This window comes from uncultured Henriciella sp., assembly GCF_964005855.1.
Taxonomy (GTDB): Bacteria; Pseudomonadota; Alphaproteobacteria; order Caulobacterales; family Hyphomonadaceae; genus Henriciella.
Map to the genome: position 1 here is coordinate 140,799 of NZ_CAXFSW010000002.1, position 25,382 is coordinate 166,180.

A 25,382-nucleotide genomic window follows, 5' to 3' on the forward strand; every position below is an offset into this window, starting at 1 on the left:
GACTGGTGAATACGCCTATCACACACGCCATAAGTGTGCGATAGTAAGCGCGTTGCTGGGCCAAGACATTCACCTGCCCGTTGCGACCGGAGCCTCTCATGGCACAGTTGGATCATAACAGGGAAACCCTCTCCCACCTCGAAACCGACTTCCGGCAGAAGGCGGACCGTATGCCCCGGCTTGCCTGGATCGCGGATGGCGAGGGGTCGATCTACTGGTACAACAAGCGCTGGTACGATTATACCGGCACAAGCATGGACGATATGCATGGCTGGGGCTGGCAATCGGTCCACCATCCCGATCATGTCGAACGTGTCGTGAAACGCCTCAAATCCTCTTTCGCCGCCGGCACCCCATGGGAAGACCTGTTCCCCCTTCGCGGCCGCGACGGCACCTATCGCTGGTTCCTGTCCGAGGCCCAGCCATTGCGCGATGAATATGGCCAGGTCCGGTTCTGGTTCGGCACCAATCTCGATGTGACCGATCAGATGGGGGAGCTTGATGAGGACGAGCCTCTGGCCGCAGACTGGGCCGCAGAGGGCCTGCTCGGCGCCTTTCAGGCTGTTCCTGGCGCAATGCTTCAGGAGACCGCCAATCCGGATGCGCTGAGCGCTCCGCCAAAGGACAGCGTCCCGCGCAGGCAGCGTATTCTGGTGCTTGAGGATGAGCCGATGACCGCGCTCGATCTGGAGATGCGTCTCACAGATGCGGGCATGGACGTGATTGGCCCCTGCATGACCATCGGCGGCGCCGAACGGGAGCTAGAAGCCGGCCTGCCGGACCTCGCCCTGCTCGATACCAATCTCGGGGGCGAGAAATCCTACGCGCTTGCCGAGCGCCTTGTTTCCGAGGGCGTGCCGGTGGTCTTCTGCACCGGTTATGAAGAGCTTGAGGGTCTCCCGGAACGTCTTCTGACCTGTCCGGTCGTCTCAAAGCCCTTCCGGGACTCTGTCCTGCTTGAGACCATCAAATCGGCCGGGCGACGGGCTGACGCCTGAGACATTCTCACGCGGAAGAGCCTTTCTGGCCCCTTACGTCACCTGTATAAAGCACCCTTAGGGGGAGCAACCATGCAAAAGACATCGCCACATCCACGAGCGCCCGGCAGGCTCTCCGCCGCGCCCGCTCGCAGGTGCCGGCCATCTTGACCGGGCCGGCCAGCCCCCCTGACAGCGAAGGCGTCGCCCGCCTCGCAGACCGCCTGCATGGCGAGATCAATGACAATTGCCCGCTCATTGTTGCCCTGACAGGCTCTGTCGCCTGCGGGAAGTCGACGCTGACCGCCTCGCTCGTTGAGATCCTCTCGCGCCGTGTCGCGGTCGAGACTATCTCGACGGATGGCTTCCTTCATCCCAATGCCGTTCTGGAAGAGCGGGGCCTGATGATGCGCAAGGGGTTTCCGGAATCCTATGACAATGACGCCATGGCCGAAGCAATTGCCCGTGTACGCGTCCTGCCCGCCGTCTTTCCGGCCCACAGCCACGAAACCTATGACATCGACCCGGCTCTTGCGCGCACGATCAGCCCGCCGGACATATTGATCCTCGAAGGGCTCGGCTTTGAACCGCCCTCAGCCGGGGACCGCCGCGCCGGGGAGCCTGACCTCCTCATCTATCTCGATGCGGAGACAGAGCATATCGAAGCCTGGTTCCTGGAGCGCTTCATGGGTTTCTGGCACGCGGCGGAGCATGACCCGGCGAGCTTCTACCAGCGCTTTCGCGGCATGAGCGAGACCGAAGCACGCGACTTTGCCCGCACAGAGGTCTGGGAGAAGATCAACCTCCCCAACCTCGAAAACCACATCCTGCCGCTGCGCAACCATGCCGACTGGGTCCTCCTGAAAGACGCCGATCACCGGCTTAATTTCTGAGAGCGGGCCCCACTACAACGCCCGCCTTCCCAAATCGCTGGCTCTCGCCTATATTCTCCGGCGTTAGGAATTTTCCCGTTCTGGAACCCTGACCGCCCGGCCCGAAAGGCCGGGCGGCTGCGTTTCTGGGACCAGCATGATGGAGCCGAACATGGCCGATATTCTGATGCCCAAGGCAACCGCCGTCTGGCTGATCGACAACACCACCCTCTCCTTTGAGCAGGTCGCTGAATTCTGCGGTCTTCACAAGCTTGAGGTCAAAGGCATTGCCGATGGCGATGTCGCCGAGAATATGCGCGGCGTCGATCCCATCTCCGGCGGCGAGCTGACGCGTGAGGAAATCCGCAAGGGCGAGGAAGACAATACCTATCGCCTGAAGAAGGCCGAATCCAAGATCGCGCATATCCCGCAGCCCAAGCGCAAGGGCGCGCGCTACACGCCGGTCGCCCGCCGTCAGGACAAGCCCGACGCCATTGCCTGGTTCATCCGCAACCACCCGGAAGTCTCCGACGCGCAGATCTCCAAGCTGATCGGCACGACCAAGGCGACGATCACAAATGTGCGCGACAAGACCCACTGGAACTCGCCGAACATCAAGCCGGTCGATCCGGTAACGCTCGGCCTCTGCTCCCAGATCGAGCTTGACGAAGTCGTCAACAAGGCGGTCGACAAGCGCCGCAAGATGGACGCCCAGGCCGCTGCGGAAGGCGACGGCCCCGGTCTCAAGCCGGCTGAGGACACCGACGCCGCCAGCCAGGCCGTGGATCCCGATTCCCGGGACGGCGATGAGCCAAACGCCGACGACATCTTCTCCAACTTCAAGCGCTAGCCGCGCCGGTACTTCTTTTTAGCGCCGTTCAAAGGCCCTTATCCTGAGCGAAGCCGAAGGATAGGGCCTTTTTTACGCGCACCGTGAAAACACCGCCCATGCACCATGGGTGCACCATCCATGCACCGTGAAAAAGCGCGGAAACTCAGTCTTCTTTCCGACCGGATTTTCGGACTGCGTCCGCCATGGAATGGCGCGCGCTCCCCGGCCGCAGGGGTTTAGGCTGGCTCTCATCGGGCGCCCAGCCTGACAGCCAGACGACATTGAACGTCGCCCGCAGCCGCCCGTCCGGATCAGCGAACCGCTCTTTATAGATCTCGGCCATGCGCGCCAGGATACGCCGTGACAGCGGGCGTCTTGGGCTTTTTTCACTCGCCGCGAAAGCGGCCTGCTCGCCCATCCCCTTGAGGTCCCGCATCAAGGCAAAAGGGTCGTCATAGCGAACGGTCACGGGCTCCACATCCACCACGGGCAAGGTAAATCCCGCCCGCTGCATCAGCCCCGCCATGTCCTGAAGCCCCGGCAGAGGCGACACACGCGCCGCCGCCCCGCCCGTCAACTCCGATTCCGCCTCCAGGAAAGCGGTCCGCAGCTCTGTCAGCGTCCCCGCCCCGAAGAGGCAGCCGAGGAACAGCCCATCCGGCTTCAGCGCGCGGCGGATCTGGATCAGCGTGCCGGGCAGGTCGTTCACCCAGTGAAGAGAAAGCACCGAGGTTACAAGGTCATAACTCGCCGGGTCGACATCGGCGGACTCTTCATCGATCTCGCGCATCTCAATGCCGGAGACCTCACGCAAGCGTGGCGACAGCTCGCCCGCCTCGACCGTCTCCACCTGCGGATGGGCCATCAGCAGCTTCGCCATCGTCCCGTCATGCGCCCCCAGATCCAGCGCCCGCTCAAAGCGGCGCGTCACATCTTCAAGACGTTCGATGAGATGGCTGGACTCTCTTTGCTTCAGAAACGCATAGTCGGAATAGGCGCTGGCCGCCCGGTCGCGATTGAGGCGATGCAGCTGGCGGTCGAAGAGCTTGGGGGGAGCAGGTGACATGGGCCTCGATATGCACCTTGTGCAGCGAAGGGCAAAGGGCGGGCTGCGCTCGGCGGCGCATTTTATATGGCCCTCGCGATCCCTCGTTTCAGGCCGTCACCATGGCGGCATCGGCCTGATCGCGCCCGAGGACTTTGCCCGGCTCAGCTTCCTTGGCGACAGCGGCTGCCGGCAATGCGCCCTGCCGCTGGACACCGACCTTGGCGAAGAAAGCCTCTGCGGCAAGTGCGCCGCCAAACCGCCGCGCTGGGATGCCGCCCGCGCCGCGCTCGCCTATGATGATACCTCGCGCAAGCTCGTCCTCGACCTCAAACATGCCGGCCGACGCGATGGTCTCACCACCTTCGCCAGCTGGATGACGCAGGCCGCGGGCGACCTTCTGGAGGAGGCTGACCTCATTGTGCCGGTGCCACTTCACTATCGCCGTCTCGTCAAACGCGGCTTCAACCAGTCGGGCTGGCTGGCCCAGGGGCTGGCACGCAAGTCGGGCATTCCTGCCAGCATCGACACGCTGGTGCGGCGCAAACCGACCCCCTCGCAGGGTGGTCTTTCGGCGCGCGAGCGCTGGCGCAATGTCCGCGCCGCCTTCGCCGTGCGTGATGGCGCCCGCGCCCGCATCGAAGGCGCCCGCATTCTTCTGGTCGACGACGTGTTCACCACGGGGGCAACGCTTTCGGCCTGCAGCCTTGCCCTCAGGCGAGCAGGCGCCGCCCATATCGGGGTCGTGGTGCTCGCACGCGTTGTCAGGCCTTCGGATGTGACCATATAAGCGGTGTACCCTGATTATAGAGAGGACGCCCCAATGTCTGCTGTGACGATCTATACGCGCGCCTTCTGCCCCTTCTGCACGCGCGCTGTGGCCCTTCTGAATGAAAAAGGCGCCGACTTTGAAGAAATCGACGCCGGTATGGACCCCGACAAGAAGCAGGAAATGATCCAGCGCGCCAATGGCGGGCGGACCTTCCCGCAGATCTTCATTGGCGAAGAACATGTTGGCGGCTGCGACGAACTGATGGCGCTGGAACGGTCCGGCAAGCTCGACGCCAAGCTCGCGGCGGCCTGAAGGCAGCGACCATGATCCGCTACGCGCTTGAATGCAGGGATTGCGAAACCGGCTTTGAAGCCTGGTTCGGCTCTTCTTCTGTCTTCGAGACGCAGGTGGAGGCGGGCCAGGTCGAATGCCCCAATTGCGGCGGCCATGACATCCGCAAACAGGTCATGGCCCCCTCGGTGCGCCCGTCCGAGCGTTCGGGAGCCAGCGACCCCGAGAAGGTGTTTGGCAAACTCGCCGCGCAAGCGCGCCAGCACATCGCGGAAAACTATGACTATGTCGGCGACGGTTTCGCTGAGGAAGCGCGATCCATGTATTATGGCGAACGCGACCACCGGCCGATCTGGGGCGAAACGACGGCCGACGAGCGCGAAAGCCTGAAAGAGGAAGGCGTGCCAGCTGCCCCGCTGCCGCCCGCTTTCGTTCCGCCGAAGAGTTCAGACAAGACAAAGCTGAACTAGGCCTCAGGACAGTCTTTCCCGCGCTTGAGAGCTTGAGCACGCCGGCCAGGGAAAAACAGAAATCCGGCCGCAATGCCGCCGAAGAGCGCTGTGATGTGGCCGATCTTGGGATAACCAGCAAACACCATATCAAGCGCAAGAGCAGGAAGAACGCTGAGCGCGATAACGATATCGTTGCGACCGCCTTTCAGCCCACCGCGAACCCTCATGACAATTGCGTAGCCGGCAAAGGCGAGAACAGCTTGGGATGCGCCTGTCCCGACATCATAGGGTGGCTTTACGAATACAGGGCTGACTGCAGTCGCTGCGCCTCCGATAAGGACCCAGATGAGCAACGTTCCCGCCGCGCCGATGCGCCGCTCGACAAGACTGCTCACCGCCGCCAGGCACACCACGTTGAAAAGCATATGAGGCCAGCGCACATGAACAAGCTGCGCGGTCAGGACACGCCAGCTATCGTTGATGTCAAAGGTGCTGAGCCGAAGGCCGCCCCATTTCGCCAGATCCTTGACCGGCACGGTGCTGAAGGCCGTACCGTTGACGACGAAGGATACGGCAAGCGACACAGCCAGCGTCAGCAAAGCGAGGGCCGGCGCAGCCCAAAGAACGAACTCGCCTCTGGATGAACTTGCTGAATTTGACAATTGGCGCCACCCTCAGGCCGATTTGGTCATACGTATATATTGCAATCCAAAGCAGAAATTGCGGCTGTTTCGAGACGCAGCATCGGTTTGCCCGTGCAGCACAGGAAGCGTATTGCCAAAATGAGACCGGCCCCCGATGCAGCTGCGACCGAGTGGACGCTTGACCGGGGCCCGTCTGTCGATAAAAACCGGAAGACACGGTCCTTGAATGGAGTAGGTCTCATGGCGTCCAGCGAATACACACGCGGCGAAATGGAAATCGAATCGCAATCGAAAATGTATTCCGCCTTCATGAAGGCCGGCATGTGGGGCGCCGTGATCCTGCTGATTTCTGTCGGCTACATGGTCTTCACGCTGTCTGTCGGCATGAACTGGCTCGTTGCGCTCATTCTTTGCGCTGGTGCGGGCCTTGCCATCGGTGTCGGCATGGGCTTTGGCGGTGCGTGGATCGCGACGATTATCGGCCTGGCCGGACTCGCGCTGATTATCCAGCTTCTGGTTACCCTCTTCTCAATGGCGATGTAGCCAGAGACCTAGCCAAGGCTGCGCGCCCAGGCTCTCACATCTTCGGCAAACAGGTCCGGGGCTTCCATGGCGGCGAAGTGCCCGCCCTTTTCCATGTCCGACCAGTAGGTGACATTGTAGATCCGATCACACCAGCTGCGCGGCGGCGTCTTGTAGATGTCGTCGCCCGGATAATTGGCGATCCCGGTCGGCACGCCAACCTTCTCGCCCGGTTGTAGCTGGAGCCCACCTTCAAGGAACAGGGCCGCATAATACCAGACGGATGTCGCGATCGCGTCATTGACGAGATAGATCATCACATTGGTCAGAAGCTGGTCGCGCGTATAGACGTCGGTCAGGCCGCCCTCGCTGAGATCGCTCCAGCCGTGGAATTTCTCCAGGATCCACGCGGCCGTCCCCATCGGCGAATCCATCAGCGCCATGGCCAGCGTCTGCGGCTTGGTTGACTGCTCCATGAAGTAGGCGCCTTCAGCCTGCATCCTGGCCTGAGAGCGGGCGATCCACGCCTTCTCTTCTTCGGTGCGAGGTGTGCTGTCAGCCGGTCTGTGACCGATCATGTTGAGGTGGATGGCGCGGCAGCCGCCGCCCTTGTCGGTGCCATGCTTCAGGCCAAGGATCGATGTGACCAGCCCGCCCCAGTCGCCGCCCTGTGCCAGATAGGTGTCATAGCCAAGCTGCTCGCGCATCAGCGTGTCCCATATCCGCGCGGTGGCCTGCTGGCCAAGCGGGGAGGCGGGCTTGCCCGAGAAGCCGTAACCGGGAAGTGACGGGATCACGAGGTCGAAGGCATCTTCAGCCCGTCCGCCGTGCTTGCTGGGATAGGCAAGCGGGCCAATCGCTTCGTAGAACTCATAGACCGAGCCCGGCCAGCCATGGGTCAGGAGGAGCGGCCGTTTGCCGCCTGCCTCGCCCACTACATGGAGGAAATGGATGTCCAGACCGTCAATCTGGGTCTTGTATTGTGGCCAGGCATTAAGTGTCTTCTCGGCTGCCCGCCAGTCATAGGTCTTCAGCCAGTAGGCCTGAATATCCTTCAGGAAGGGCGTCGACATGCCGACGGCCCATTCATCTCCGGCCTCTGGCGCGGGAAACCAGCGGAAGGCCTCCACCCGCGACATGATCCGGGCCAGCACGTCATCGCTGATATTGACGGTAAAGGGTCTGATCTCGCTCATGGCAGTGCTTCCTTCTGGCGTCCCGATGGCACCAGTAGAAGCCCACCACGGCGGGCAGCGTCAACCCTGCCGCGATGGCAGGCACGGAAAGGTCAATCAGTCAGGAAAGCCGTTCTCGACACTGTTGAACTTGTTGCTCGTCTCAGCACCGACCGCGCTGATTCCGGCGACCAGTAGCACGGCCATGAAGCCCAGCAATATCGCATACTCCACGGCGCTTGCGCCGCGCTGGTCTTCAGCAAGCCGGGCAGGAAAATTCTTGGCCATGCCAACCTCTCAATACCGGCGGGCAAGCTCCTCAAAAAGAGGAATATCGGCAGGCGGTGCATCATAGTCGCGCAGCGCTGCCGGGCTGACCCAGGCCAGTTTCTGTCCTTCCATCCCGGCAGGTGTGCCCCGCCAGCTTCTAACCTCGTAAAGTGGCATCAAAAGGTGAAAATCGCGATAACCAAAACTTGCGAAAGTGATGGGGTTCAAAGACTCCGGGTCAATTTCCATTCGGAGTTCTTCGGCCAGCTCGCGCACAAGCGCGGCCTCCGGCGCTTCACCGGCCTCCACCTTGCCGCCCGGAAACTCCCAGAGCCCGGCCATGGATTTGCCTTCCGGGCGCTGGGCCAGAAGGATGTCGCCCGCCTCATTGAAAATAGCGGCCGCCACAACCAGCAGGACCGGCCCGCTCATGTCCGGTAGGCGCCATTGATATCGACATAGCCATGCGTGAGATCGCAGGTCCACACCGTCCACGCTGCATTTCCGGCCGCCACATCGACGCGAATGGACAGCTCGTCGCCCGCAAAATGCGCGCTGGCGATCCCTTCGTCATAGCCCGCCGCCCGCATGCCGCCCTCGGCGACAAGGTGATCCCCGAACCAGATCCGCATCTCGTCCTTGGAGATCGGCTCCAGCGACTTGCCGACCGCCATGACGATACGTCCCCAGTTCGCATCCCCTGCCGCCATGGCGGTCTTGATGAGCGGCGAATTGGCGATGTGCATGCCGATGGTTTTTGCCGAGGCCTCCGAAACCGCGCCTTCCACCCTGATCTCGACAAACTTGCTCGCGCCTTCACCATCCTTGACCAGCTGGGCCGAAAGATCGCGCAGGACGTCGCCAAGCGCGGCGCGGAACCCTTCCAGACGCGGATCGTCCGCGCTGTCGATCAGGGGCGCACCTGATGAACCGGTCGCAAACAGCATGCAGCTGTCAGAGGTCGAGGTGTCGCCATCAACCGTGACCGAATTCAGCGTCCGGTCCACGGTCTCGCGCAGGAGCTGGTCGAGAACCGGCGCGCTGATGGCCGCATCCGTGAACAGAAAGCAGAGCATGGTCGCCATATTGGGCATGATCATGCCGGAGCCCTTGAGGATGCCGGAGATCGAGACCTCTACGCCGTCAATCTCGCACGTCTTGCCCGCGCCCTTGGGAAACGTGTCTGTCGTCATGAAGGCGCGCGCACACGCTTCCCAGTCTACCGGTCCAAGCTTGCTCTCAAGCTCCGGCAGCATTTCACCGACAAAGTTGGGGTCAGCCAACGGCTCACCGATCACGCCGGTGGCCGCGAGAAAACAGGCCTCTTTCGGCACGCCCAGGGTCTTTGTCATCGCCGCGAGGGTCGCTTCGTTCTTGAGGACCCCAGCCTTACCGGTGAAAGCGTTGGAGTTGCCGGAATTTGCGATGACCGCCCGGCCTTTACCGCCCCCCAGCTTCAGCGCCTCGCGGCACCAGTCGACATCGGCTGAGGCGGTGTGGGAGCGGGTGAAGACCCCGGCGGTCGTCGTGCCTTCCGGCAGGACGAACAGGAAGACGTCGTCGCGCTCCACGCCCCGGCGGGCATAGAAACCGCGCGAGGCCGTCGCGGCGCGCACACCCTTCACCTCTGGCAGGTCTGGAAAGCGGGCCGGCGCGAATGGCGAGGGGGTCAGTTTCACTCAGGGGTCTCCATCTGGTCTTCCATCTCTTCTTCGGGCGGCATCGTTTCGCCTTCGCCATCGCCTTCTACTGCGTCGTCCGGGCGTTCAGCAGCCGCTGCTTCTCCGGCCTCTTCCGCCAGGCCGCGGGCCACAAGGCCGCCTTCACGCTGCTGGATGTCCGCACTGGCGCGCAGATCCTGCAGGATCTGGCTGATCTGCGTGAAGGTGAGATAGGTGACGATTTCGGGCCGCATCTCCTCGCGCGTCTTTGGCGGGCGGGTACGGCGCTGCTCCACTTTCAGGATGTGCCAGCCCTGTTCGGACTGGAAGGGTTCTGAAATCTCCCCGGCCGGCGTGTCCGCGATCACTGCGGGGAAGGGCTCGATCATCTCATTGGGGGACACCCAGCCGAACGAGCCCCCATCGAGCCGTGTGCGGGTATCCTCACTATACTCGAAGGCGAGCGCGGTGAAATCCTCACCGGCGCGGGCCTTTTCAAGCACCTCGCGCGCCTCTTCCTGCGTTTCCAGCAGGATGTGACGGATGCGCACCTCATCATCGAGCTGCTGCAGGCGGACCTGTTCTTCATACATGCGGTCAATTGCCGCCTCATTGACCTGCGTGGCGACAAGATCCTCCATGAGGAAGTTGCCGAGCAGACGTTCGCGCGCCGTTTCCAGCCGGCGCTGGGCGGCCGGTGTCCGGTCGAGACCCCGGCGCACCGCTTCCTGCGCAAGCAGGCGCTGGTCGATCAGCTGGTCGAGGACGAGCTGGTATTCTGTATGCTCGGGACCAAAGGACTCACCGGGCTCAATCCGCCCCTGAGCCACCGCTTCCAGCTCCACATCGGAGAGGTAGATCGGGTCGCCATTCACCAGCGCGGCTGCCGATGCGTCAAAGCCGACATGGCGGCGCACCTCCTGTTCATCGTCAGGCCCGCCACAGGCGGCCAGCACAGCGAGGGCGACGAGAAGGGGTGTAAGGCGTGGGAACCGGTGCCGTTGCATGCGTTAAGTCCTTGTGTTCGCGCTACAGCCGCCCGCATTGACACTATTTCGCGGCGTTCTTAAGTCTCCCGCGGGGACTGGTCGAGAGGTTTAGTCACCCGTTGCACGCATGCCTTGCGTGCACCTCCTGTATAATGATTTCTGGGCAGGAGGCGTCCTTCAAGTCAACAGCGCAGATTGGTGCTTGTTTCCATGCTTTCCCTAGCCCGTAAAATGTTCGGTTCCTCCAATGACAGACGGATCAAGCCGATGCGAAAGCGCGTCGAGCGGATCAATGCGATGGAAACCGACATGCAGGCCCTGTCGGACGAGCAGCTGCAGCAGAAGACAAATGAGTTCCGCGCCCGCCTCGACGATGGCGCGACACTGGACGATGTTCTCGAAGAAGCCTTTGCCGTCGTCCGCGAGGCCTCTGTCCGCGCGCTCGGCATGCGCCACTTCGATGTGCAGCTTATCGGCGGCATGGTCCTGCACAAGGGCGCCATTGCCGAAATGCGCACCGGTGAGGGCAAGACGCTGGTCGCGACGCTCGCGGTCTATCTCAACGCGCTGGCCGGCAAGGGCGTGCACGTCATCACCGTGAACGACTATCTCGCCAGCCGCGACGCGGAATGGATGGGCAAGCTCTATGGCTTCCTCGGCATGACGACCGGCACGATTGTGCACGGCCTCAATGACCAGGAACGCAAGGCCGCCTATGCCTGCGACATTACCTACGGCACGAACAATGAGTTCGGCTTCGACTATCTGCGCGACAATATGAAATACTCGCTCGACCAGATGGCGCAGCGCGGTCACGCCTTCGCCATCGTCGATGAGGTCGACTCCATCCTGATCGACGAGGCGCGCACGCCGCTGATCATTTCCGGCCCGACGGACGACCGTTCAGAGCTCTACATCACCATCGACAAGCTCATCCCGCAGCTTGATGACGAGACCGATATCGAACTCGACGAGAAACAGCGCTCTGTCATCTTCACCGAAGAGGGCATGGAGAAGATGGAACGCATGCTCGAAGAAGCGGGCATGCTGGAGGGCAATCTCTGGGACCCGCAGAACGTCTCCATCGTGCACCACTCGAACCAGGCGCTGCGTGCCCACAAGCTGTTCCATCGCGACAAGCAGTATCTGATGAAGGACGGCCAGGTGATGCTGGTCGACGAGTTCACCGGCCGCATGATGGAAGGCCGCCGCCTGTCGGAAGGCCTGCACCAGGCCATCGAGGCCAAGGAAGGCGTCGACATCAAGCCCGAGAACCAGACGCTCGCCTCGATCACCTTCCAGAACTATTTCCGCCTCTATGACAAGCTGGCCGGCATGACCGGTACGGCGATCACCGAAGCGGCCGAATTTGCCGATATCTATAAGCTGGACGTCTACCAGCTGCCGACCAACAAGCCGATCCAGCGCGTCGATGACGACGATGTCGTCTACCGGGTCGCGTCGGCCAAATATCAGGAAATCATCAATGAGGTGAAGGATGCGCGCGCCAAGGGCCAGCCGGTCCTCCTGGGCACCGCCTCGATTGAGAAATCCGAGATCATTTCCACCCTGCTGACGCAGGCCAAGGTGCCGCACAACGTCCTCAATGCGCGCCACCACGAGAAGGAAGCCGAAATCATCGCCGATGCCGGTCTGCCAGGCGCGGTGACGGTGGCGACCAATATGGCTGGCCGGGGCACCGACATCCAGCTGGGCGGCAATCTTGAGATGCGGCTCTGGAAGGCTGTCGACGCCTTCAAGGAAAAGAACGGTCGCGAGCCGACGCGCGAGGAAGAAGAGAAGATGGAGGCCGAAATCAAGGCCGAGATCGAGGCCGGCAAGAAGGAAGCGCTGGCTGCGGGCGGGCTCTTCGTTCTGGGCACGGAGCGCCATGAAAGCCGCCGCATCGACAACCAGCTTCGCGGGCGGACCGGCCGTCAGGGCGACCCGGGCAAATCGAAATTCTTCATCTCCGTTGAGGACGATCTGATGCGCGTCTTCGCGGCTGACCGTCTCAACTCGATCATGAAGAGCCTCGGCATCAAGGAAGATGAGGGGATCACCCATCCCTGGATGAACAAGGCCATCGAGACCTCGCAGAAGAAGATCGAGGAACGCAACTTCGAGATCCGCAAGAACGTCCTCAAATATGACGACGTCATCAATGACCAGCGCAAGGCGATCTTCGAACAGCGCCGCGAATTCATGCATGCCGAACAGGTGACCGAGGAAGTCACCGATATGCGCCATGACATGATCGATGAATGGGTCGGCGAAGCGATGCCGGAAAAGGCCTTCGCCGAGCAATGGGACGTGGCCGGCCTCAGCGAGACACTGAAGACCGAGCTTGGCCTGGACCTGCCGCTTGCTGACTGGGCCGCCGAGGAAGGCGTTGCCAATGACGAGATCGCAGAACGTATCCGCAAGGCATCTGACGACGCCTTTGAGGAGAAGGTGAAACTCGCCGGCGCCGAACAGATCCGCTCGGTCGAGAAACAGGTCCTGCTTCAGGTTCTCGACAGCAAGTGGCGCAACCACCTCCAGCAGATCGACCAGCTTCGCTCGGTCATCCACCTTCGCTCCTATGGCCAGCGCGACCCGCTGAACGAGTTCAAGGAAGAGGCGTTCAAGCTCTTCAATGAACTCCTCTCGACGCTGCGCCACGAAGTGACCCGCATCCTGATGAATATCCGCATCGCGCCGCCGTCCAGCGAACAACAGCGCGCCGCGGAACGTGCACGTGACGAAGAAGCTCTGGTGAGGGCCCGCGAGTCAATTCTGGCCAGCGAAAGTCTGCGCGAAACACACCTCAACCCCGACACGGGCGACAATGAAATGACGCCTGACGTGGTCGAGGGGCCGAATGATCCGCATGATGGCCCGCCGCTGCACCAGGCAGAGGATGACTGGTCACAGACGCCGCGCAACGCGCCCTGCCCCTGTGGCTCCGGCAAGAAGTACAAGCATTGCCACGGCTCGCTGACCCCGGCAGGCCAGCAGCGCGTCTAGCTTCGCGGGACATCTACACTTGAAGAAACCGGCCCGCTGCGGCCGGTTTTTCATTTTGTCTTCACCAATCGGGCAGAAGACCTCCGGGCAAAGCTCACGATAAGCGGCCACATGTTTTCACGAAGATCCGTCCTGATCGGCCTTGGGGCCACAACCGCTCTGTTTGGGGGCTGTGCGTCCGCGAAGCCCGCGCCCGGCCCGATTGAAGCCCTCGAACTCGGCCATGAGGGGCGGTTCGGGGTCGCGGCCGTAACGTCCGGTGGCGAAGACCTTGTCTCGCACCGCGCCGATGAGCGGTTCGCCATGTGCTCGACCTTCAAATGGCTTATGGCCGGTCTTGTGCTTCAGGAAGTCGATTCGGGACGGGAGACGCTTGAGCGGCGCGTGCCGATCGCCGGCGAGGACCTCGTCTTCCATTCGCCCGTGACGAGCCAGCATGTCGGCGCTCAGGGTCTGCCGGTGTCACAGCTCTGCGCGGCCACGATTGGCACCAGCGACAATACGGCCGCCAATCTGCTGCTTGCCGGACTGGGCGGCCCGGACGGATTTACGCAGCGCCTGCGCGCCAGCGGTGACATGGTCACGCGGCTCGACCGGATGGAGCCTGCCCTGAATGAGAATGAACCCGGCGATCCGCGCGACACGACAACACCGCGCGCCATGGCCCGCAATCTGGACCGCTTCCTGTTTGGCTCGCAGCTCTCGGCCCCTTCACGCGACATGCTCCGCACCTGGATGATCGCGGCCGATACAGGGCTCGACCGGCTTCGCGCAGGTCTGCCCGCCGGATGGACCAGCGGCGACAAGACCGGAACGAGCAGTAACGGCGCCAATAATGACGTCGCCTTTTCCATTCCCCCGCACGCCAGCGACGCCAAACCGCTGATCATTGCGAGCTATCTCAACCTGCCAGACCCGGTCTCGCCAGAGGCAAATGCGCTTCACGCCAAAATCGCCGGACTTGTCAGCGCACGTCTTTAGCAAAAAAGGCCGCCCCGGATGGAGCGGCCTCTTCTATCTGATCTGAAGCCTGGCTTTACGGCGTGCCGTCGCTCTTGCGGCTCCACTTTTCAAGCTGTTTGGCGAACCAGTCACGGCCGCCCCAGCCAAAGCCGATGCCGACCGCAATCGCGAGACCGGCTGCGGCGCCCATCACCAGCATTTCAGCGACATTCAGCACGAACTCTCCCCCGGTCGGATCAAGCTCCATACGGGAGATGCCCAGAATGGTCGCCAGCACGATGATGGCCCACTTGGTGACCTTGGCCACTGTGTCGCTGACCCCATCGCCAGAGGCAGCCATGGCCCCACTGACAACGCGGGCGATGACCACACCGGCAAAGATGATGATTGCGCCAAAGACGATTGAGGCGGCCAGATCAAGCACCGTATAGGTCGCCTCGGTCAGGACATCGAATTCCAGCGCGCGCATCGCCTGAACCAGGCCCAGCAGCACGATAAAGAACAACGCGCCCTTCGCGATGACATTGGACGCCGTCAGCCCTTTGTCGGCACCCTTCAGGATACCAAGCTCGGCCACAGCGCTATCGACGCCGAAATTGGGCAGCGTGCGCAGGATGAGATTGTGCACAAAGCGGCCGATCACGACGAAGACCGTCAGCAGGATTGCCGCGATGAGGATGTTCGGGATGGCCCCGATAATCTCGTTCAGCATTTCCGTCGCCGGCTGGGAAATCGCCTCAATGGCGAGGACATCAAATGCAGCGATGGCGCCAAGAATGCCAACAATTGCGGCCAGCACCGTCGCAGTGACGCCGGAGATGTTCACAGGCCCATTGGTCAGTCCAAGACGCTGTGGCACCGGGTCGGCAAAGACGAACACTGCCTTGGCCGTCTTCTGCACGACATTGGCGACGATCATGAAGACGATGAAGATCAGGATCGCCCCGAAAATATTGGGCAGATAGTTGAGCACGTCGCTCAGCATGCCGTTCAGAGGCTGGACGATCTGCGTCAGCTCAAGCCGTGTCAGCGCCTGGATGACACCGATCAGCATCACGATCCAGAAGGCGGCAATGCCCAGACTATCGCCGAGCGACTTGGTCGCCTTGCCGTCGGGATCGACCCCGGCCTTGCCGAAGCCGGTCTTGTTCACTGCCGTGGAGATTGCCCATTTGAGCAGGAGGCCGATGATATAGGCCCCGATGAGGATAAGCAGGGCAAAGAGTACTTTTGGCCCATAGTCCTGTACCTGCGTGACCGTGTTGTTCCAGAATTCTTCCATGTTCAGCCCTTTCGTTTCAAACGAATGCCAACCCATAAGTTGCGCACTTACACCTGAACTAAGGCCGCTGGCTCATCTTCCAAACTCGGCGTCGGGGTCCTCGCCCAGCGTGTAGGCCACATGGCGCTTCAGCGCGTCGGTCACCTCGGCTGCATCGCCCATCAGCGAATAAGTCGGGATCGGCTGGCCGAAGGTCAGGGCAAATGCGGCGCCGCGCTTGTTCAGCAGCTCATGGAAGAGGGTGATATCGCGCAGCTCGCCATTGATGCGGCTGAGGCGATAGAAGAGTTTCGAGTTTTCCGCTTCCACATGCAGCGGCACGATGGGGGCACCCTGTTTACGCGCAAGGCTCACCACGGTGGAGAACCAGTCCTGCTCTGTCAGGACACCATCTATTTTCTTCGCGAGCTTGCCAGAGGGAAAGATCACGACGCATTTTTCCGCCTCGAAGGCTTCGGCAGCCCGCTTAAGGGTTTCGCGCGTCTTGGCCGGGCTGCGCTTGGTCGCGACCCATTCGATAGGGATGATCACGTCCTGGAATTGCGGATTGACCCGGATCGCATCCGCATTGGCGAAAAAGACCACATCCTTGCGCCGTTGTATCAGCGCGTCCCAGACCGCCACGCCGTCGGCAAGACCCGTCGGATGGTTAGCCGCCACAACGCAGCGCCCCTTTTCCGGCAGCCGGTCGATATGGCGGATCGAGAGCCGCACATCGAGCTCCCGGGCAAGATAATTGAACGAGTCGCGCCCGTTCAAAGTCATTAACTTGTCAGCCATCTGGCGCGCGCGCGGATAGCCAAGCAGCCTGTAAAGCACCCGGCGCGTCACCGGCCATGACCAGTGTTCGACAAAACTCGGGCAGCGCTCGGCGATCAGCGTATCCACGATATGCTGATCGCTCTCTTCGATATCACGCAGAAAAGCTGATGTGTTTTCTGCTTCGTTTACAGTGACATCCGGCATTTCAACTCCCGTGGACGCGCATGATCATTCCATATCGGCGGTCGCTGTTGAACCTACCATACAAACTTGTCCGTATGCGATGCTGTGATGCGGTAACCAGATTGGAGGGTCTGTAAACACTTCGGCAAGTTTCGCTTTACCAAGCTGAAAGGCATGGGTGTCACAGTGCCGCCATTGAGGGAGAACGCTGCGTTTTGCACTCCACGCGTTCGGTACACAGGGTAGAGCTTTATGAAGGTATTGTGGATCGAGGATCATGAGCCGGTGCGGGACATGCTGGCAGTGGCCGCTGACAAGGCAGCCCGTGCCCGTGTCCAGATCGATCTTGTTCTGGCCCACACACTCATGGAAGCCGAGCGCCGCCTGCGCCTTGAGCGTTTCGACCTCGTTATTACCGAACTGACGCTGCCCGACAGTTATGATGGCGACATGACAATCGCCCGCCTGGCCAATATGGGCCCGCACCGGATTGCCGTCGCCAGCGCCAATCCCGATCGCGACGCGATTGTGGCCACGGCGCTCAAATGCGGCTGCAACATCGCCGCCGACCCTGTCTTCAAGGCAAGCCTGCCCTATAACCGCTTCATCCAGCGCCCCGAAGCGATGCTGGATTTCTTCTTTGAGCAGATGCCGCAAGCCACGTCCGGCGGGCGCACATTCGCTGCCTGATAAAGCGGCCTGCTTTCGGATATCCAGAAGCGCGCGCCCGGTCTTGCCCTCTGTCTTAACAGGATATTACCGCAACCCTTGCGGATTCCCGTCGACCATTGGCTTGCCCCAAAGTATTTACGTCTATGAGCGGACCCTGAGGGTGGAGGTTCGATGAACGATTTGACGAGTAAAACAAGCTCAGACAAACCGTTGGGCGCCGACGCCCCCTGGTCTTTCAGCGCACTGGATCAGGCACGTGTCCAGCAGCTTCTGGTCATCTTCAGCGCCACGGCCATTCTTGTCACCACCAGCTTTATCGTCATCTCCATGATTGCCGCTGGCATCTATCCCTTCGGGGTTCTCGCGATTGTCGATGCGGTGACGTTTACCGGCCTTGGCCTCGCCATTTTTCTTGCCTTCAGGAAACAGGCCCCAAAGCTGCAGGTCCTTCTCGTCTGCCTGAGCATCCCGGCCAATCTCGTCACAGAGATCGTAATGCATGGGGCGGGCGCATGGATCGGATTGCTTCTCTTGGGTCTCAGCCCGTTCATGTTCGGTCTTTTCGCCCCGATCTGGCTGTCGGTTATCTACACCCTCGGACTGGTCGTTTTCACCAATGTCTACCTGCTGGAGACGCCTGACGTGACCGTCCTCTTTGCGGGTCGCGACGAGACATTCCTCACCTCTATCGCCCTCAGCGTCATCGTGCTGGGGAGCGCCCTCGCCGCTATCCTGCCGAAAAAGGTCACGGGGGCGGCCTACAAATCCATGAACCGGGTTGCGCACAAGGAAAGCATACTGAAAGAGCGCTTCGCCCACTATGCGACCATGTCTTCGGACTGGCACTTCGAGATTGATACGAATGGCATCGTGACCGATTTCTTCGGCACGGGTGATGCGGTCGGCCAGCACTGGAAGTCACTCCTCTTCGACTGGGAAAACCAGGCCGATACGTTCCGCGCAGCCGTCAAAACCCGATCCACCTTCGACGCGATCAACGCCAATCTGCGGATCGGAGATGTGACGCGGCGCGTCGAATGTACCGGCCAGCCGATTGTCGATGCCGATGGCAGCTTCGCCGGCTACCGCGTCATCGCCCATGACATTACCGAGAAGGCCGAAGCCGAGGAAAAGCTCAAAGTCCTCGCCATGAGCGACCGGCTGACAGGCCTGAAGAACCGCCATGCTTTCACCGCCTCCCTGGAGGCCGGCAACACTCACGCGGAATGCGCTGAAACGCTGGTCATCTGCATCGATCTTGATAATTTCAAACATCTCAATGACCGTCAGGGCCATGAGGCGGGCGATACCGCCCTGAAAGAGCTCGGCGCGCGTTTCCGGGCGTTCGAGGACGCCATTCCCGGCCTTGAGGTTTTCCGGCTTGGCGGCGATGAGTTCTGCGCCCTTCTGAAAATCGGCCGCGACCCGATCCGTCTGGGATGGCTGGCCGACCAGTTTGCCACGGCCATCTCCCGTCCGATCAAAATCCATGACCGGCTGATCGACATGGCCGCCTCCATCGGCGCGGCCTCCACCAAGGCCTCCACGACGCTTTCGGCAGCTCTGGAGCGCGCGGACGCCGCCGTCTATGAGGCCAAGTCCCTTGGGGGCGGGCAGTCGATTGTCTGTGAGGAAGACATCCAGCAGCGTCTGGACCGGCGCCTTGCCATCCGGCGCGACCTCTCCGCGGCCATCCAATCCGGCGCAATCGAGATGGTCTACCAGCCGATCTTTGAGGTGCGCACTGGCGAGCTCAGCGGCGTCGAAGCCCTCGCCCGCTGGACCCATCCCGAATATGGCCCGATCTCTCCCGATGAGTTCATCACTATTGCCGAAAGCAGCCGGGCGATTGTCGCGCTCGGCCAGCACACACTCCGCCTTGCCTGCACCGAGGCGCTGGATTGGATGACGGCACGCAACGAGACGCTACGGCTGAATGTGAATGTGTCGCCGATGGAAATCATGGGCGAGGATTTTATCGATTCGCTCCTGTCCATTCTGGACGAGACGGGTTTTCCGGCAAATCTGCTCGAGCTCGAAATTACCGAAAGAGGCATCCTCGAGGATCTCGACGTCTCGCGCGCCCGTCTCAAGACCATACGCGAAAGCGGCGTGACCGTGGCGCTGGACGATTTCGGCACGGGCTATTCCTCATTGAGCCGGCTCGAAAGCCTGCCCGTGGACCGGATCAAGGTCGACAGGTCCTTCTTCGCCCAGGCCGGTGAAAACCGGCGGACCCAGCAACTGCTCGCCCTCATGTCGGGCATCGGCAGCATCATGGAAGTCGATATCGTCGCAGAGGGCATAGAGACCGAAGACCAGTTGCGTCTTGTCAGGCTGGCCGGTTTCTCAAAGGTCCAGGGCTATCTGCTTGGCCGTCCGTGCAACCTGGCCGAGCTGCACGCCAGCGCCGAAAGCCGCGCCCGGACAATCAGCCTCGCCGAACACCACATCTGACATCGCCAGGGCCGCCTGCCAGTGACGCATTTTCCGGTGTTTTTCCGCCGCGTCCTGCGATAGGCGTCCGGCATGGAAAATTTCTCCCTCTTTCCCGCGACGCTGACGCTTATCGCGCTCAATGTTGCCGTCAGCCTCTATGGCTGGCTGAACCCGAAATTCCTGCTTGCCAATCTTTTCCATGTCGAGGCGGTTCGCCGGAACAGGGAATATCACCGTCTGGTGACCTCCGGCTTCCTGCATGGTGGGGTTTTCCACCTGCTCATCAACATGTTCGTTCTCTTCCAGTTCGGGCGCTATATCGAATACGAGCTCGGCACGCCCGCTTTCGTGTTCGTCTATGCCGCCGCCCTTCTTGGCGGCAATCTCTGGGCGCTTCTGGAGAACTATAATGCGCCGGACTATCGCGCGCTCGGTGCGTCAGGGGCGACATCAGGCATCATCCTGGCGTTCTGCCTGTTCAAGCCCTTCGCGATGCTGCTCTTCTTCATCATTCCGATGCCCGCCATCGTCTTCGGCGTCCTGTTCATCACCATCAGCGTGATCCTCGCCAAGCGCGAGAACCGTGTGATCGGCCATGAGGCGCATATTGGCGGGGCGATTGCGGGCCTCGTTGCAACCATTGTGGTCGCGCCGCAATCGCTGTCTGTCTTCTCGCAACAGGTATCCCAGATGATCGGTGGAGGCTGAGCCCAGAATGAGTGTCGAACGCGAATACGACAAACGGGTCGAAGCCGGTAAACTCAATGAGGACAGCGCCCAGCGCGAGGCGGCCCGCAAGCTCGACAGCGTGCTGGAGCGGCTGGCAGAAGCAAAGCCTGCAGGCCTCTTCCGTAAGGAAACGAAGGTGAAGGGCCTCTACCTCTGGGGCGGTGTCGGCCGGGGCAAGTCCATGCTGATGGACCTTTTCCATGATCTCTCACCGGTAAAGGCCAAGCGCGTCCACTTTCATGAATTCATGGGCCGGGTCCACGATGAGATGAATGCCTGGCGAGAGATGAGCGAGGCCGAGCGCAAGCGCGCCGACCACCGGGTGAAGGGCGCCGGCAGCGACCCGATCCCACCCGTCGCCAAACTCATCGCGTCTGAAGCCAAACTTCTCTGCTTTGATGAGTTTCAGGTCACCCAGATCGCAGACGCCATGATCCTCGGGCGCCTCTTTGAGAATTTGTTCGAGGACCGCGTGACGGTGGTCGCAACCTCCAACCGTCACCCGGACGATCTCTACAAGGACGGCCTTAACCGCCAGCTCTTCCTGCCCTTTATCGAACGCATCAAGGACGAATGCGACATCTTCGAGCTTGTCGCAGAGCGCGATTACCGGCTGGAGCGCTTGACCGCGGCGCCAGTCTGGCACGTCTCGGATGATCCGGACGAGCGGGAGACGCTACTGGACGAGGCATTCGAGCGCCTGACGCTTGGCGCGCGGGCCAATAGCTGCGTCCTTCATGTAAAGGGCCGCCAGCTACAGGTCAGCCGGGAAGCAGGCGGCGTCGCCCGGTTTTCTTTCCCGGAACTTTGCGCCCGCCCGCTCGGCGCGCGCGACTATCTCGTCATTGCGTCCACCTTCCACACCGTCCTTCTGGATGACATTCCGCTTCTGTCGAAGGAAAAGCGCAATGAAGCGGCCCGTTTCGTCGCCCTGATCGATGCGCTCTATGAAGCGCGCGTCAAACTCGTCGCGACGGCAGAGGCAGAGCCGGAAGACCTCTACCCGGCCGGCGATGGAAGTTTCGAGTTCCAGCGCACGGCGAGCCGGCTGTTTGAAATGCGATCACGCGATTATCTCGCGCTGGAGCACCGCACCCCGCCACGCGCGGAAGACCTGGAAACGGCCAAGCAGGGCGAAAAACCAGCCGATGAGACGGCATAAAAAAAATCCCCGCGCATCGCACGGGGATTTTCTGAAGCTCTTTGTTCGAAAGCTGGCCTAGACGCCGAAGCCCTTGAACTTGTCCTTGAAGCGCGACACGCGGCCGCCGCGGTCAAGCTGCTGGCTGCCGCCGGTCCATGCCGGGTGCGAGCTGGAATCGATATCCAGCGTCAGCTTGTCGCCTTCTTTGCCGTAGGTCGAACGGGTCTGATACTCAGTCCCATCCGTCATGACGACAGTGATGAAGTGATAATCGGGATGGCCTTCGGCTTTCATCGTCTCTAGTCCTCGCGGTCAGCGGCCACCCTGCGCGGATTGGCCTCTGTGAAATTCGGAAAGCGGGGTCTTAGTAGATTGAGGCCCAGCCCGCAAGGGGCCGGATGCCAAGGAAGGTGCAAGAGATGAGCGACCGCTCAACCCAGATCAGCGACGACCGGCGCGAAACGCTTCCAAACCAGGGCGGCGCAGACCGGCCCAAGGCGCGCAGTATCAAGCCGCTCGCCCTGCTCTGGCCCTATGTGCGCAAGCATCTGACACTGGTTTTCGTAGCTCTCTTCTTCCTTGTGGTATCGACCCTCGCCGCCCTCAGCATTCCGTGGCTGTTTGGCCGGGCGGTCGATGCCGGTGCAGGGGGCGCAGACGGCGCCGCACTTCTCGACACGATTGACCGCTATTTTCTCTACGTCCTCATGGCCGCCATTCTCATGGGCGTATTGAGCGCGCTTCGCTTCTATTTCGTCTCCCGCTTCGGCGAACGTGTGGCCGCAGATATGCGCACCGACCTCTATGCGAAACTGCTCAGCCTCGGTCCGCGCTTCCATGCCGGCATGCGCTCCGGCGAGAGTGTGTCCCGTCTCACAGCCGATGTGACCCTGATCGAGCAATTCCTCGGCACATCGGCCTCGCTGGCGACCCGCACCCTGCTATCGACCACCGGCGCCATCGCCATGATGCTGATTACCAACTGGAAGCTCGGCGGCACGCTTCTCCTGATGATCCCGGTGGCGATGCTGCCGGTCATGATCATCGGCCGCATCATTCGCGGTGCGTCGAACCGGGCGCAGTCACGTCTTGCTGATGCGGGCGCGCAGGCCTCAGAGGCGCTCGATGCCATCGAGCTGGTGCAGGCCTATGGTCAGGAAAGCCGGCGCGAACGCAGTTTTGCCGCTGCCGCAGAAGCCGTTTTCCAGGCCGCGCTCAGACGGATTACCGCGCGGGCCTTCATGATCCTCGCGGTCTCCATCATGCTGCTGGGCGGCATGGTCGGCATTCTCTGGCTCGGCGCCCGTGCTGTGGCGACAGGCCAGATGTCGCCGGGCGAGCTGACCCAGATGATCCTTTATGCCTTCTACGCAGGCTCCGGCTTCGGGATGCTGGCAGAGGTCTGGGGCGAAGTCATGCGCGCCGCCGGCGCCAGTGACCGGGCCAGCGAAATCCTGCGCGAGACGCCGGAAATCCTGCCGCCACCGCAGGCAAAGCCGGTTGCCTCGCCCTCCAGAGGCCACCTCGTCTTCGACCATGTCGATTTCTCCTATCGCACCGACGATGCCCCCGCCCTTCATGATTTCAGCCTGGATGTACAGCCCGGAGAGTTCGTGGCGCTCGTCGGCCCGTCCGGCGCCGGCAAATCCACCGTCTTCCGCCTCGCCCTCCGCCTGTTTGATCCGCAGACAGGCCGCATAATTGTCGATGGTGTCGAAGCCCCCGAGACGGACCCTGCCCTCTGGCGGGCCCAGTTTGCCTATGCGCCTCAGGAATCGGCTCTCTTCACGGGCACGGCCCGTGAGAATATCGCTTTCGGCGCGCAGGAGGGCAAAGCACCGGATGAGGAGCTTATCGAGGCAGCGCGCATGGCCGAAGCCTGGCGTTTTCTGGAAGAACGCGGCGGTCTCGACGCGGACCTTGGCCAGAAGGGCCGCAGCCTGTCGGGCGGCCAGCGTCAGCGCGTCGCGCTTGCCCGCGCGCTCGTGCGCAAGGCGCCTATCCTGCTCCTCGATGAGGCGACCTCAGCCCTCGACAGTGAGAGCGAGGGCCTCGTCCAGAAGGCGATTGCGACCGCTGCGGAAGGGCGCACCACGCTCGTCATCGCACACCGCCTCTCCACGATCCGGCGCGCCAACCGCATCCTCGTCATGGATCAAGGGCGCATCGTGGAAGAAGGCAGCCACGATACACTCGTCAAAAAAGGCGGGCTCTATGCCCGCCTCGCTGAAATGCAGTTTGCTGCAGAAGCGGCCGAATAGGCCTCGCCTCAGCCGTCCATGAAAGCTTTCGCCTTGCGCAGGCGCTCGCGCAGCTTCGGCATGAGCGGCTCATTCGCCGCCAGGATATTGCCGGTCTCCAGCACGTCGCCGCCATCGATCTCTTCGACAAAACCGCCAGCTTCGCGCACCAGAACGATACCGGCTGCGATGTCCCAGGGTTTCAGGCCCCGTTCCCAGAAGCCATCGAACCGGCCGGCTGCCACCCAAGCAAGGTCCAGCGCCGCCGAGCCATTGCGGCGAAGCCCGGCTGTCACCGGTGTCAGGGCTCCAAGCTCACCTGCGAACAGGCGGTGCGCATTGGCGCCGCGTCCGACCCAGGGCGAGCCCATGGCAAGGACGGCTTCTTCGGTATTCTTGCGCCCGGCCACCAGAAGCTTGCGCTGGTCCAGCCAGGCACCCCGGCCGGTTTCTGCCCAGAAAATCTCATTCTTGGCGACGTCATAGACGACACCGGCCAGCAGCTTGCCTTCCCGCTCCAGCCCGATGGACACCGCATAGTGAGGCTGGCCGTGCAGGAAGTTCAGCGTGCCATCCAGCGGATCGACGATAAACCGGTTGGACTTGTCCGACCCCTCGACCACGCCGCGCTCTTCCATCAGGAAGCCATAGCCGGGCCGGGCCTTGGTCAGGCTGTCATAGATGATCTGCTCGGCGCGGTGGTCGGCATTGGAAACGAAGTCCGCAGGGCCCTTCTTGGAAACCTGCAGGTTCTCCACTTCCCCGAAATCGCGCGCAAGCGAGCGGCCTGCGGCGCGCGCGGCCGCAATCATGACGGTTCCGACGGGTGAGGGTTTGGACATTGAAAAAGCCTGTTAGTCGGCGCGTTTCAGGTAGGTAGAGTCTTCGGTTTGCACCACGATCCGCTCACCCTGTCCGACGAAGGGTGGGACCATGACGCGGATACCGTTCTCGCAGGTCGCCGGCTTGAAGCTGTTTGCGGCCGTCTGGCCCTTCACCACCGGTTCGGTTTCCTCGATGGTGAGAATGACCTGATCAGGAAGGGAAATACCGATCGGTTTTTCTTCATAGAACTCAATAACGACGACCATTTCGCTTTGAAGGAAGGCTTCCTGCTCGCCAATGAAATCCTTCTGGATCTCGATCTGCTCGAAGGTTTCCTGATCCATGAAGGCATGCGCTTCGCCCGCATCGAAGAGGTATTGATAGTCCTTCTGCTCAAGGCGGACCTTCTCGACCGTCTCCGAAGAGCGGAAGCGCTCATTGAGCTTCGATCCGTTGATCAGATTGCGCAGCTCGACCTGGTTGAAGGCGCCGCCCTTGCCGGGCTTCACCGAATTGGTCTTGACCGCGCGCCAGACACTGCCCTGATGCTCGATGACATTGCCCGGCTTGATTTCATTGCCATTGATCTTGGCCATGCGCGAATTTCCTGTAAGTCGATGATGGGCGCGAGG

General features: G+C 61.6%; 26 protein-coding genes. 14 read left to right on the top strand and 12 right to left on the bottom strand.

The features are described from left to right. Positions 1–98: 98 nt before the first annotated feature. The 3 genes from ABNU55_RS03755 (at position 99) to ABNU55_RS03765 (ending at position 2,699) form a co-directional block, all read left to right on the top strand. Positions 99–998 (top strand): PAS domain-containing protein, encoded by a 900-nt coding sequence (locus ABNU55_RS03755; RefSeq protein WP_290748140.1) that lies wholly within the window; start codon positions 99–101, stop codon positions 996–998. 146 nt (positions 999–1,144) lie between these two features. Continuing rightward, positions 1,145–1,870: a hypothetical protein gene (locus tag ABNU55_RS03760; protein ID WP_290748136.1), complete on the top strand. Its 726-nt coding sequence runs from the start codon at positions 1,145–1,147 to the stop codon at positions 1,868–1,870. 151 nt (positions 1,871–2,021) lie between these two features. Next, on the top strand, positions 2,022–2,699 hold the full coding sequence (locus ABNU55_RS03765; protein WP_290748133.1) for a cell cycle transcriptional regulator TrcR: 678 nt from the start codon (positions 2,022–2,024) through the stop codon (positions 2,697–2,699). A 145-nt stretch (positions 2,700–2,844) separates the two neighbouring features. Here the strand turns inward: ABNU55_RS03765 and ABNU55_RS03770 are convergent, their stop codons facing one another. Continuing rightward, on the bottom strand, positions 2,845–3,747 hold the full coding sequence (locus ABNU55_RS03770; protein ID WP_290748130.1) for a methyltransferase domain-containing protein: 903 nt from the start codon (positions 3,745–3,747) through the stop codon (positions 2,845–2,847). On the opposite strand from ABNU55_RS03770, the gene ABNU55_RS03775 reads away from it, so the two are divergent. Genes ABNU55_RS03775 through ABNU55_RS03785 form a run of 3 tightly spaced genes read left to right on the top strand, consistent with a single transcriptional unit; the run spans position 3,746 to position 5,259 of the window. Beyond that, a complete protein-coding gene (locus ABNU55_RS03775) occupies positions 3,746–4,516 on the top strand; it encodes a ComF family protein (protein ID WP_290748127.1) in 771 nt (256 codons plus the stop codon). The genes ABNU55_RS03770 and ABNU55_RS03775 overlap by 2 nt on opposite strands. Before the next feature lie 33 nt (positions 4,517–4,549). Beyond that, positions 4,550–4,810, top strand: coding sequence for a glutaredoxin 3 (gene grxC, locus ABNU55_RS03780; RefSeq protein ID WP_290748124.1), 261 nt, complete (start codon positions 4,550–4,552; stop codon positions 4,808–4,810). A gap of 11 nt (positions 4,811–4,821) precedes the next feature. After that, positions 4,822–5,259, top strand: coding sequence for a DUF1178 family protein (locus tag ABNU55_RS03785; RefSeq protein ID WP_348764234.1), 438 nt, complete (start codon positions 4,822–4,824; stop codon positions 5,257–5,259). Here the strand turns inward: ABNU55_RS03785 and ABNU55_RS03790 are convergent. Beyond that, positions 5,256–5,840 carry a rhomboid family intramembrane serine protease gene (locus ABNU55_RS03790; RefSeq protein WP_290748118.1) on the bottom strand — a complete coding sequence of 195 codons (585 nt, stop codon included), beginning with the start codon at positions 5,838–5,840 and terminating at the stop codon, positions 5,256–5,258. The two genes, ABNU55_RS03785 and ABNU55_RS03790, sit on opposite strands and share 4 nt — an antisense overlap. A 285-nt stretch (positions 5,841–6,125) precedes the next feature. On the opposite strand from ABNU55_RS03790, the gene ABNU55_RS03795 reads away from it, so the two are divergent. Beyond that, positions 6,126–6,428, top strand: coding sequence for an aa3-type cytochrome c oxidase subunit IV (locus ABNU55_RS03795; RefSeq protein WP_290748115.1), 303 nt, complete (start codon positions 6,126–6,128; stop codon positions 6,426–6,428). An 8-nt stretch (positions 6,429–6,436) separates the two neighbouring features. On the opposite strand, the gene ABNU55_RS03800 is transcribed toward ABNU55_RS03795, so the two are convergent. The 5 genes from ABNU55_RS03800 to ABNU55_RS03820 all read right to left on the bottom strand — a co-directional run bounded on the left by ABNU55_RS03800 (position 6,437) and on the right by ABNU55_RS03820 (position 10,520). Continuing rightward, positions 6,437–7,603, bottom strand: coding sequence for an epoxide hydrolase family protein (locus tag ABNU55_RS03800; protein WP_290748112.1), 1,167 nt, complete (start codon positions 7,601–7,603; stop codon positions 6,437–6,439). A gap of 96 nt (positions 7,604–7,699) precedes the next feature. Beyond that, complete coding sequence (locus tag ABNU55_RS03805; RefSeq protein ID WP_290748109.1) at positions 7,700–7,870, bottom strand: Flp family type IVb pilin; 171 nt, start codon at positions 7,868–7,870, stop codon at positions 7,700–7,702. A 9-nt stretch (positions 7,871–7,879) separates the two neighbouring features. Then, entirely contained in the window at positions 7,880–8,284 is a 405-nt protein-coding gene (gene mutT / locus ABNU55_RS03810) for an 8-oxo-dGTP diphosphatase MutT (protein WP_290748106.1), read from the bottom strand. Further along, positions 8,281–9,531, bottom strand: a complete 1,251-nt coding sequence (gene argJ / locus ABNU55_RS03815) for a bifunctional glutamate N-acetyltransferase/amino-acid acetyltransferase ArgJ (RefSeq protein WP_290748103.1) — start codon at positions 9,529–9,531, stop codon at positions 8,281–8,283. Before argJ ends, mutT begins: the two co-directional genes overlap by 4 nt. After that, on the bottom strand, positions 9,528–10,520 hold the full coding sequence (locus tag ABNU55_RS03820) for a peptidylprolyl isomerase (protein WP_290748102.1): 993 nt from the start codon (positions 10,518–10,520) through the stop codon (positions 9,528–9,530). Before ABNU55_RS03820 ends, argJ begins: the two co-directional genes overlap by 4 nt. Before the next feature lie 192 nt (positions 10,521–10,712). Here ABNU55_RS03820 and secA point away from each other — a divergent pair, with 192 nt between their 5' ends. Together secA and bla are read left to right on the top strand one after the other, a co-directional pair. Further along, positions 10,713–13,511 (top strand): preprotein translocase subunit SecA, encoded by a 2,799-nt coding sequence (gene secA / locus ABNU55_RS03825; protein WP_290748100.1) that lies wholly within the window; start codon positions 10,713–10,715, stop codon positions 13,509–13,511. Between the two features lie 111 nt (positions 13,512–13,622). Then, entirely contained in the window at positions 13,623–14,492 is an 870-nt protein-coding gene (gene bla / locus ABNU55_RS03830) for a class A beta-lactamase (protein WP_290748096.1), read from the top strand. A 55-nt stretch (positions 14,493–14,547) separates the two neighbouring features. Here the strand turns inward: bla and ABNU55_RS03835 are convergent, their stop codons facing one another. Together ABNU55_RS03835 and ABNU55_RS03840 are read right to left on the bottom strand one after the other, a co-directional pair. After that, on the bottom strand, positions 14,548–15,756 hold the full coding sequence (locus ABNU55_RS03835) for a mechanosensitive ion channel (RefSeq protein WP_290748093.1): 1,209 nt from the start codon (positions 15,754–15,756) through the stop codon (positions 14,548–14,550). Between the two features lie 72 nt (positions 15,757–15,828). Continuing rightward, positions 15,829–16,722, bottom strand: coding sequence for a 1-acyl-sn-glycerol-3-phosphate acyltransferase (locus tag ABNU55_RS03840; RefSeq protein ID WP_290748090.1), 894 nt, complete (start codon positions 16,720–16,722; stop codon positions 15,829–15,831). A 231-nt stretch (positions 16,723–16,953) separates the two neighbouring features. On the opposite strand from ABNU55_RS03840, the gene ABNU55_RS03845 reads away from it, so the two are divergent. From ABNU55_RS03845 to zapE, 4 genes are all read left to right on the top strand, one after another. After that, positions 16,954–17,391, top strand: a complete 438-nt coding sequence (locus ABNU55_RS03845; protein ID WP_290748087.1) for a response regulator — start codon at positions 16,954–16,956, stop codon at positions 17,389–17,391. Between the two features lie 153 nt (positions 17,392–17,544). Then, positions 17,545–19,830: an EAL domain-containing protein gene (locus ABNU55_RS03850; protein ID WP_290748085.1), complete on the top strand. Its 2,286-nt coding sequence runs from the start codon at positions 17,545–17,547 to the stop codon at positions 19,828–19,830. 72 nt (positions 19,831–19,902) lie between these two features. Further along, the gene (locus tag ABNU55_RS03855) at positions 19,903–20,520 is read left to right on the top strand and encodes a rhomboid family intramembrane serine protease (RefSeq protein ID WP_290748082.1); all 618 of its coding nucleotides are present in this window, start codon (positions 19,903–19,905) and stop codon (positions 20,518–20,520) included. Between the two features lie 7 nt (positions 20,521–20,527). Next, positions 20,528–21,703, top strand: a complete 1,176-nt coding sequence (zapE, locus tag ABNU55_RS03860) for a cell division protein ZapE (RefSeq protein ID WP_290748079.1) — start codon at positions 20,528–20,530, stop codon at positions 21,701–21,703. Positions 21,704–21,760: 57 nt separating this feature from the next. Here zapE and rpmE read toward each other — a convergent pair whose 3' ends face one another. Beyond that, entirely contained in the window at positions 21,761–21,979 is a 219-nt protein-coding gene (gene rpmE / locus ABNU55_RS03865; protein ID WP_290748076.1) for a 50S ribosomal protein L31, read from the bottom strand. Between the two features lie 125 nt (positions 21,980–22,104). On the opposite strand from rpmE, the gene ABNU55_RS03870 reads away from it, so the two are divergent. After that, the gene (locus ABNU55_RS03870) at positions 22,105–23,946 is read left to right on the top strand and encodes an ABC transporter transmembrane domain-containing protein (RefSeq protein ID WP_290748074.1); all 1,842 of its coding nucleotides are present in this window, start codon (positions 22,105–22,107) and stop codon (positions 23,944–23,946) included. A gap of 8 nt (positions 23,947–23,954) precedes the next feature. Here ABNU55_RS03870 and ABNU55_RS03875 read toward each other — a convergent pair whose 3' ends face one another. Then, positions 23,955–24,767, bottom strand: coding sequence for an inositol monophosphatase family protein (locus ABNU55_RS03875; RefSeq protein ID WP_290748070.1), 813 nt, complete (start codon positions 24,765–24,767; stop codon positions 23,955–23,957). A gap of 12 nt (positions 24,768–24,779) precedes the next feature. Beyond that, on the bottom strand, positions 24,780–25,346 hold the full coding sequence (gene efp / locus ABNU55_RS03880; RefSeq protein ID WP_290748068.1) for an elongation factor P: 567 nt from the start codon (positions 25,344–25,346) through the stop codon (positions 24,780–24,782). Positions 25,347–25,382: the final 36 nt, after the last annotated feature.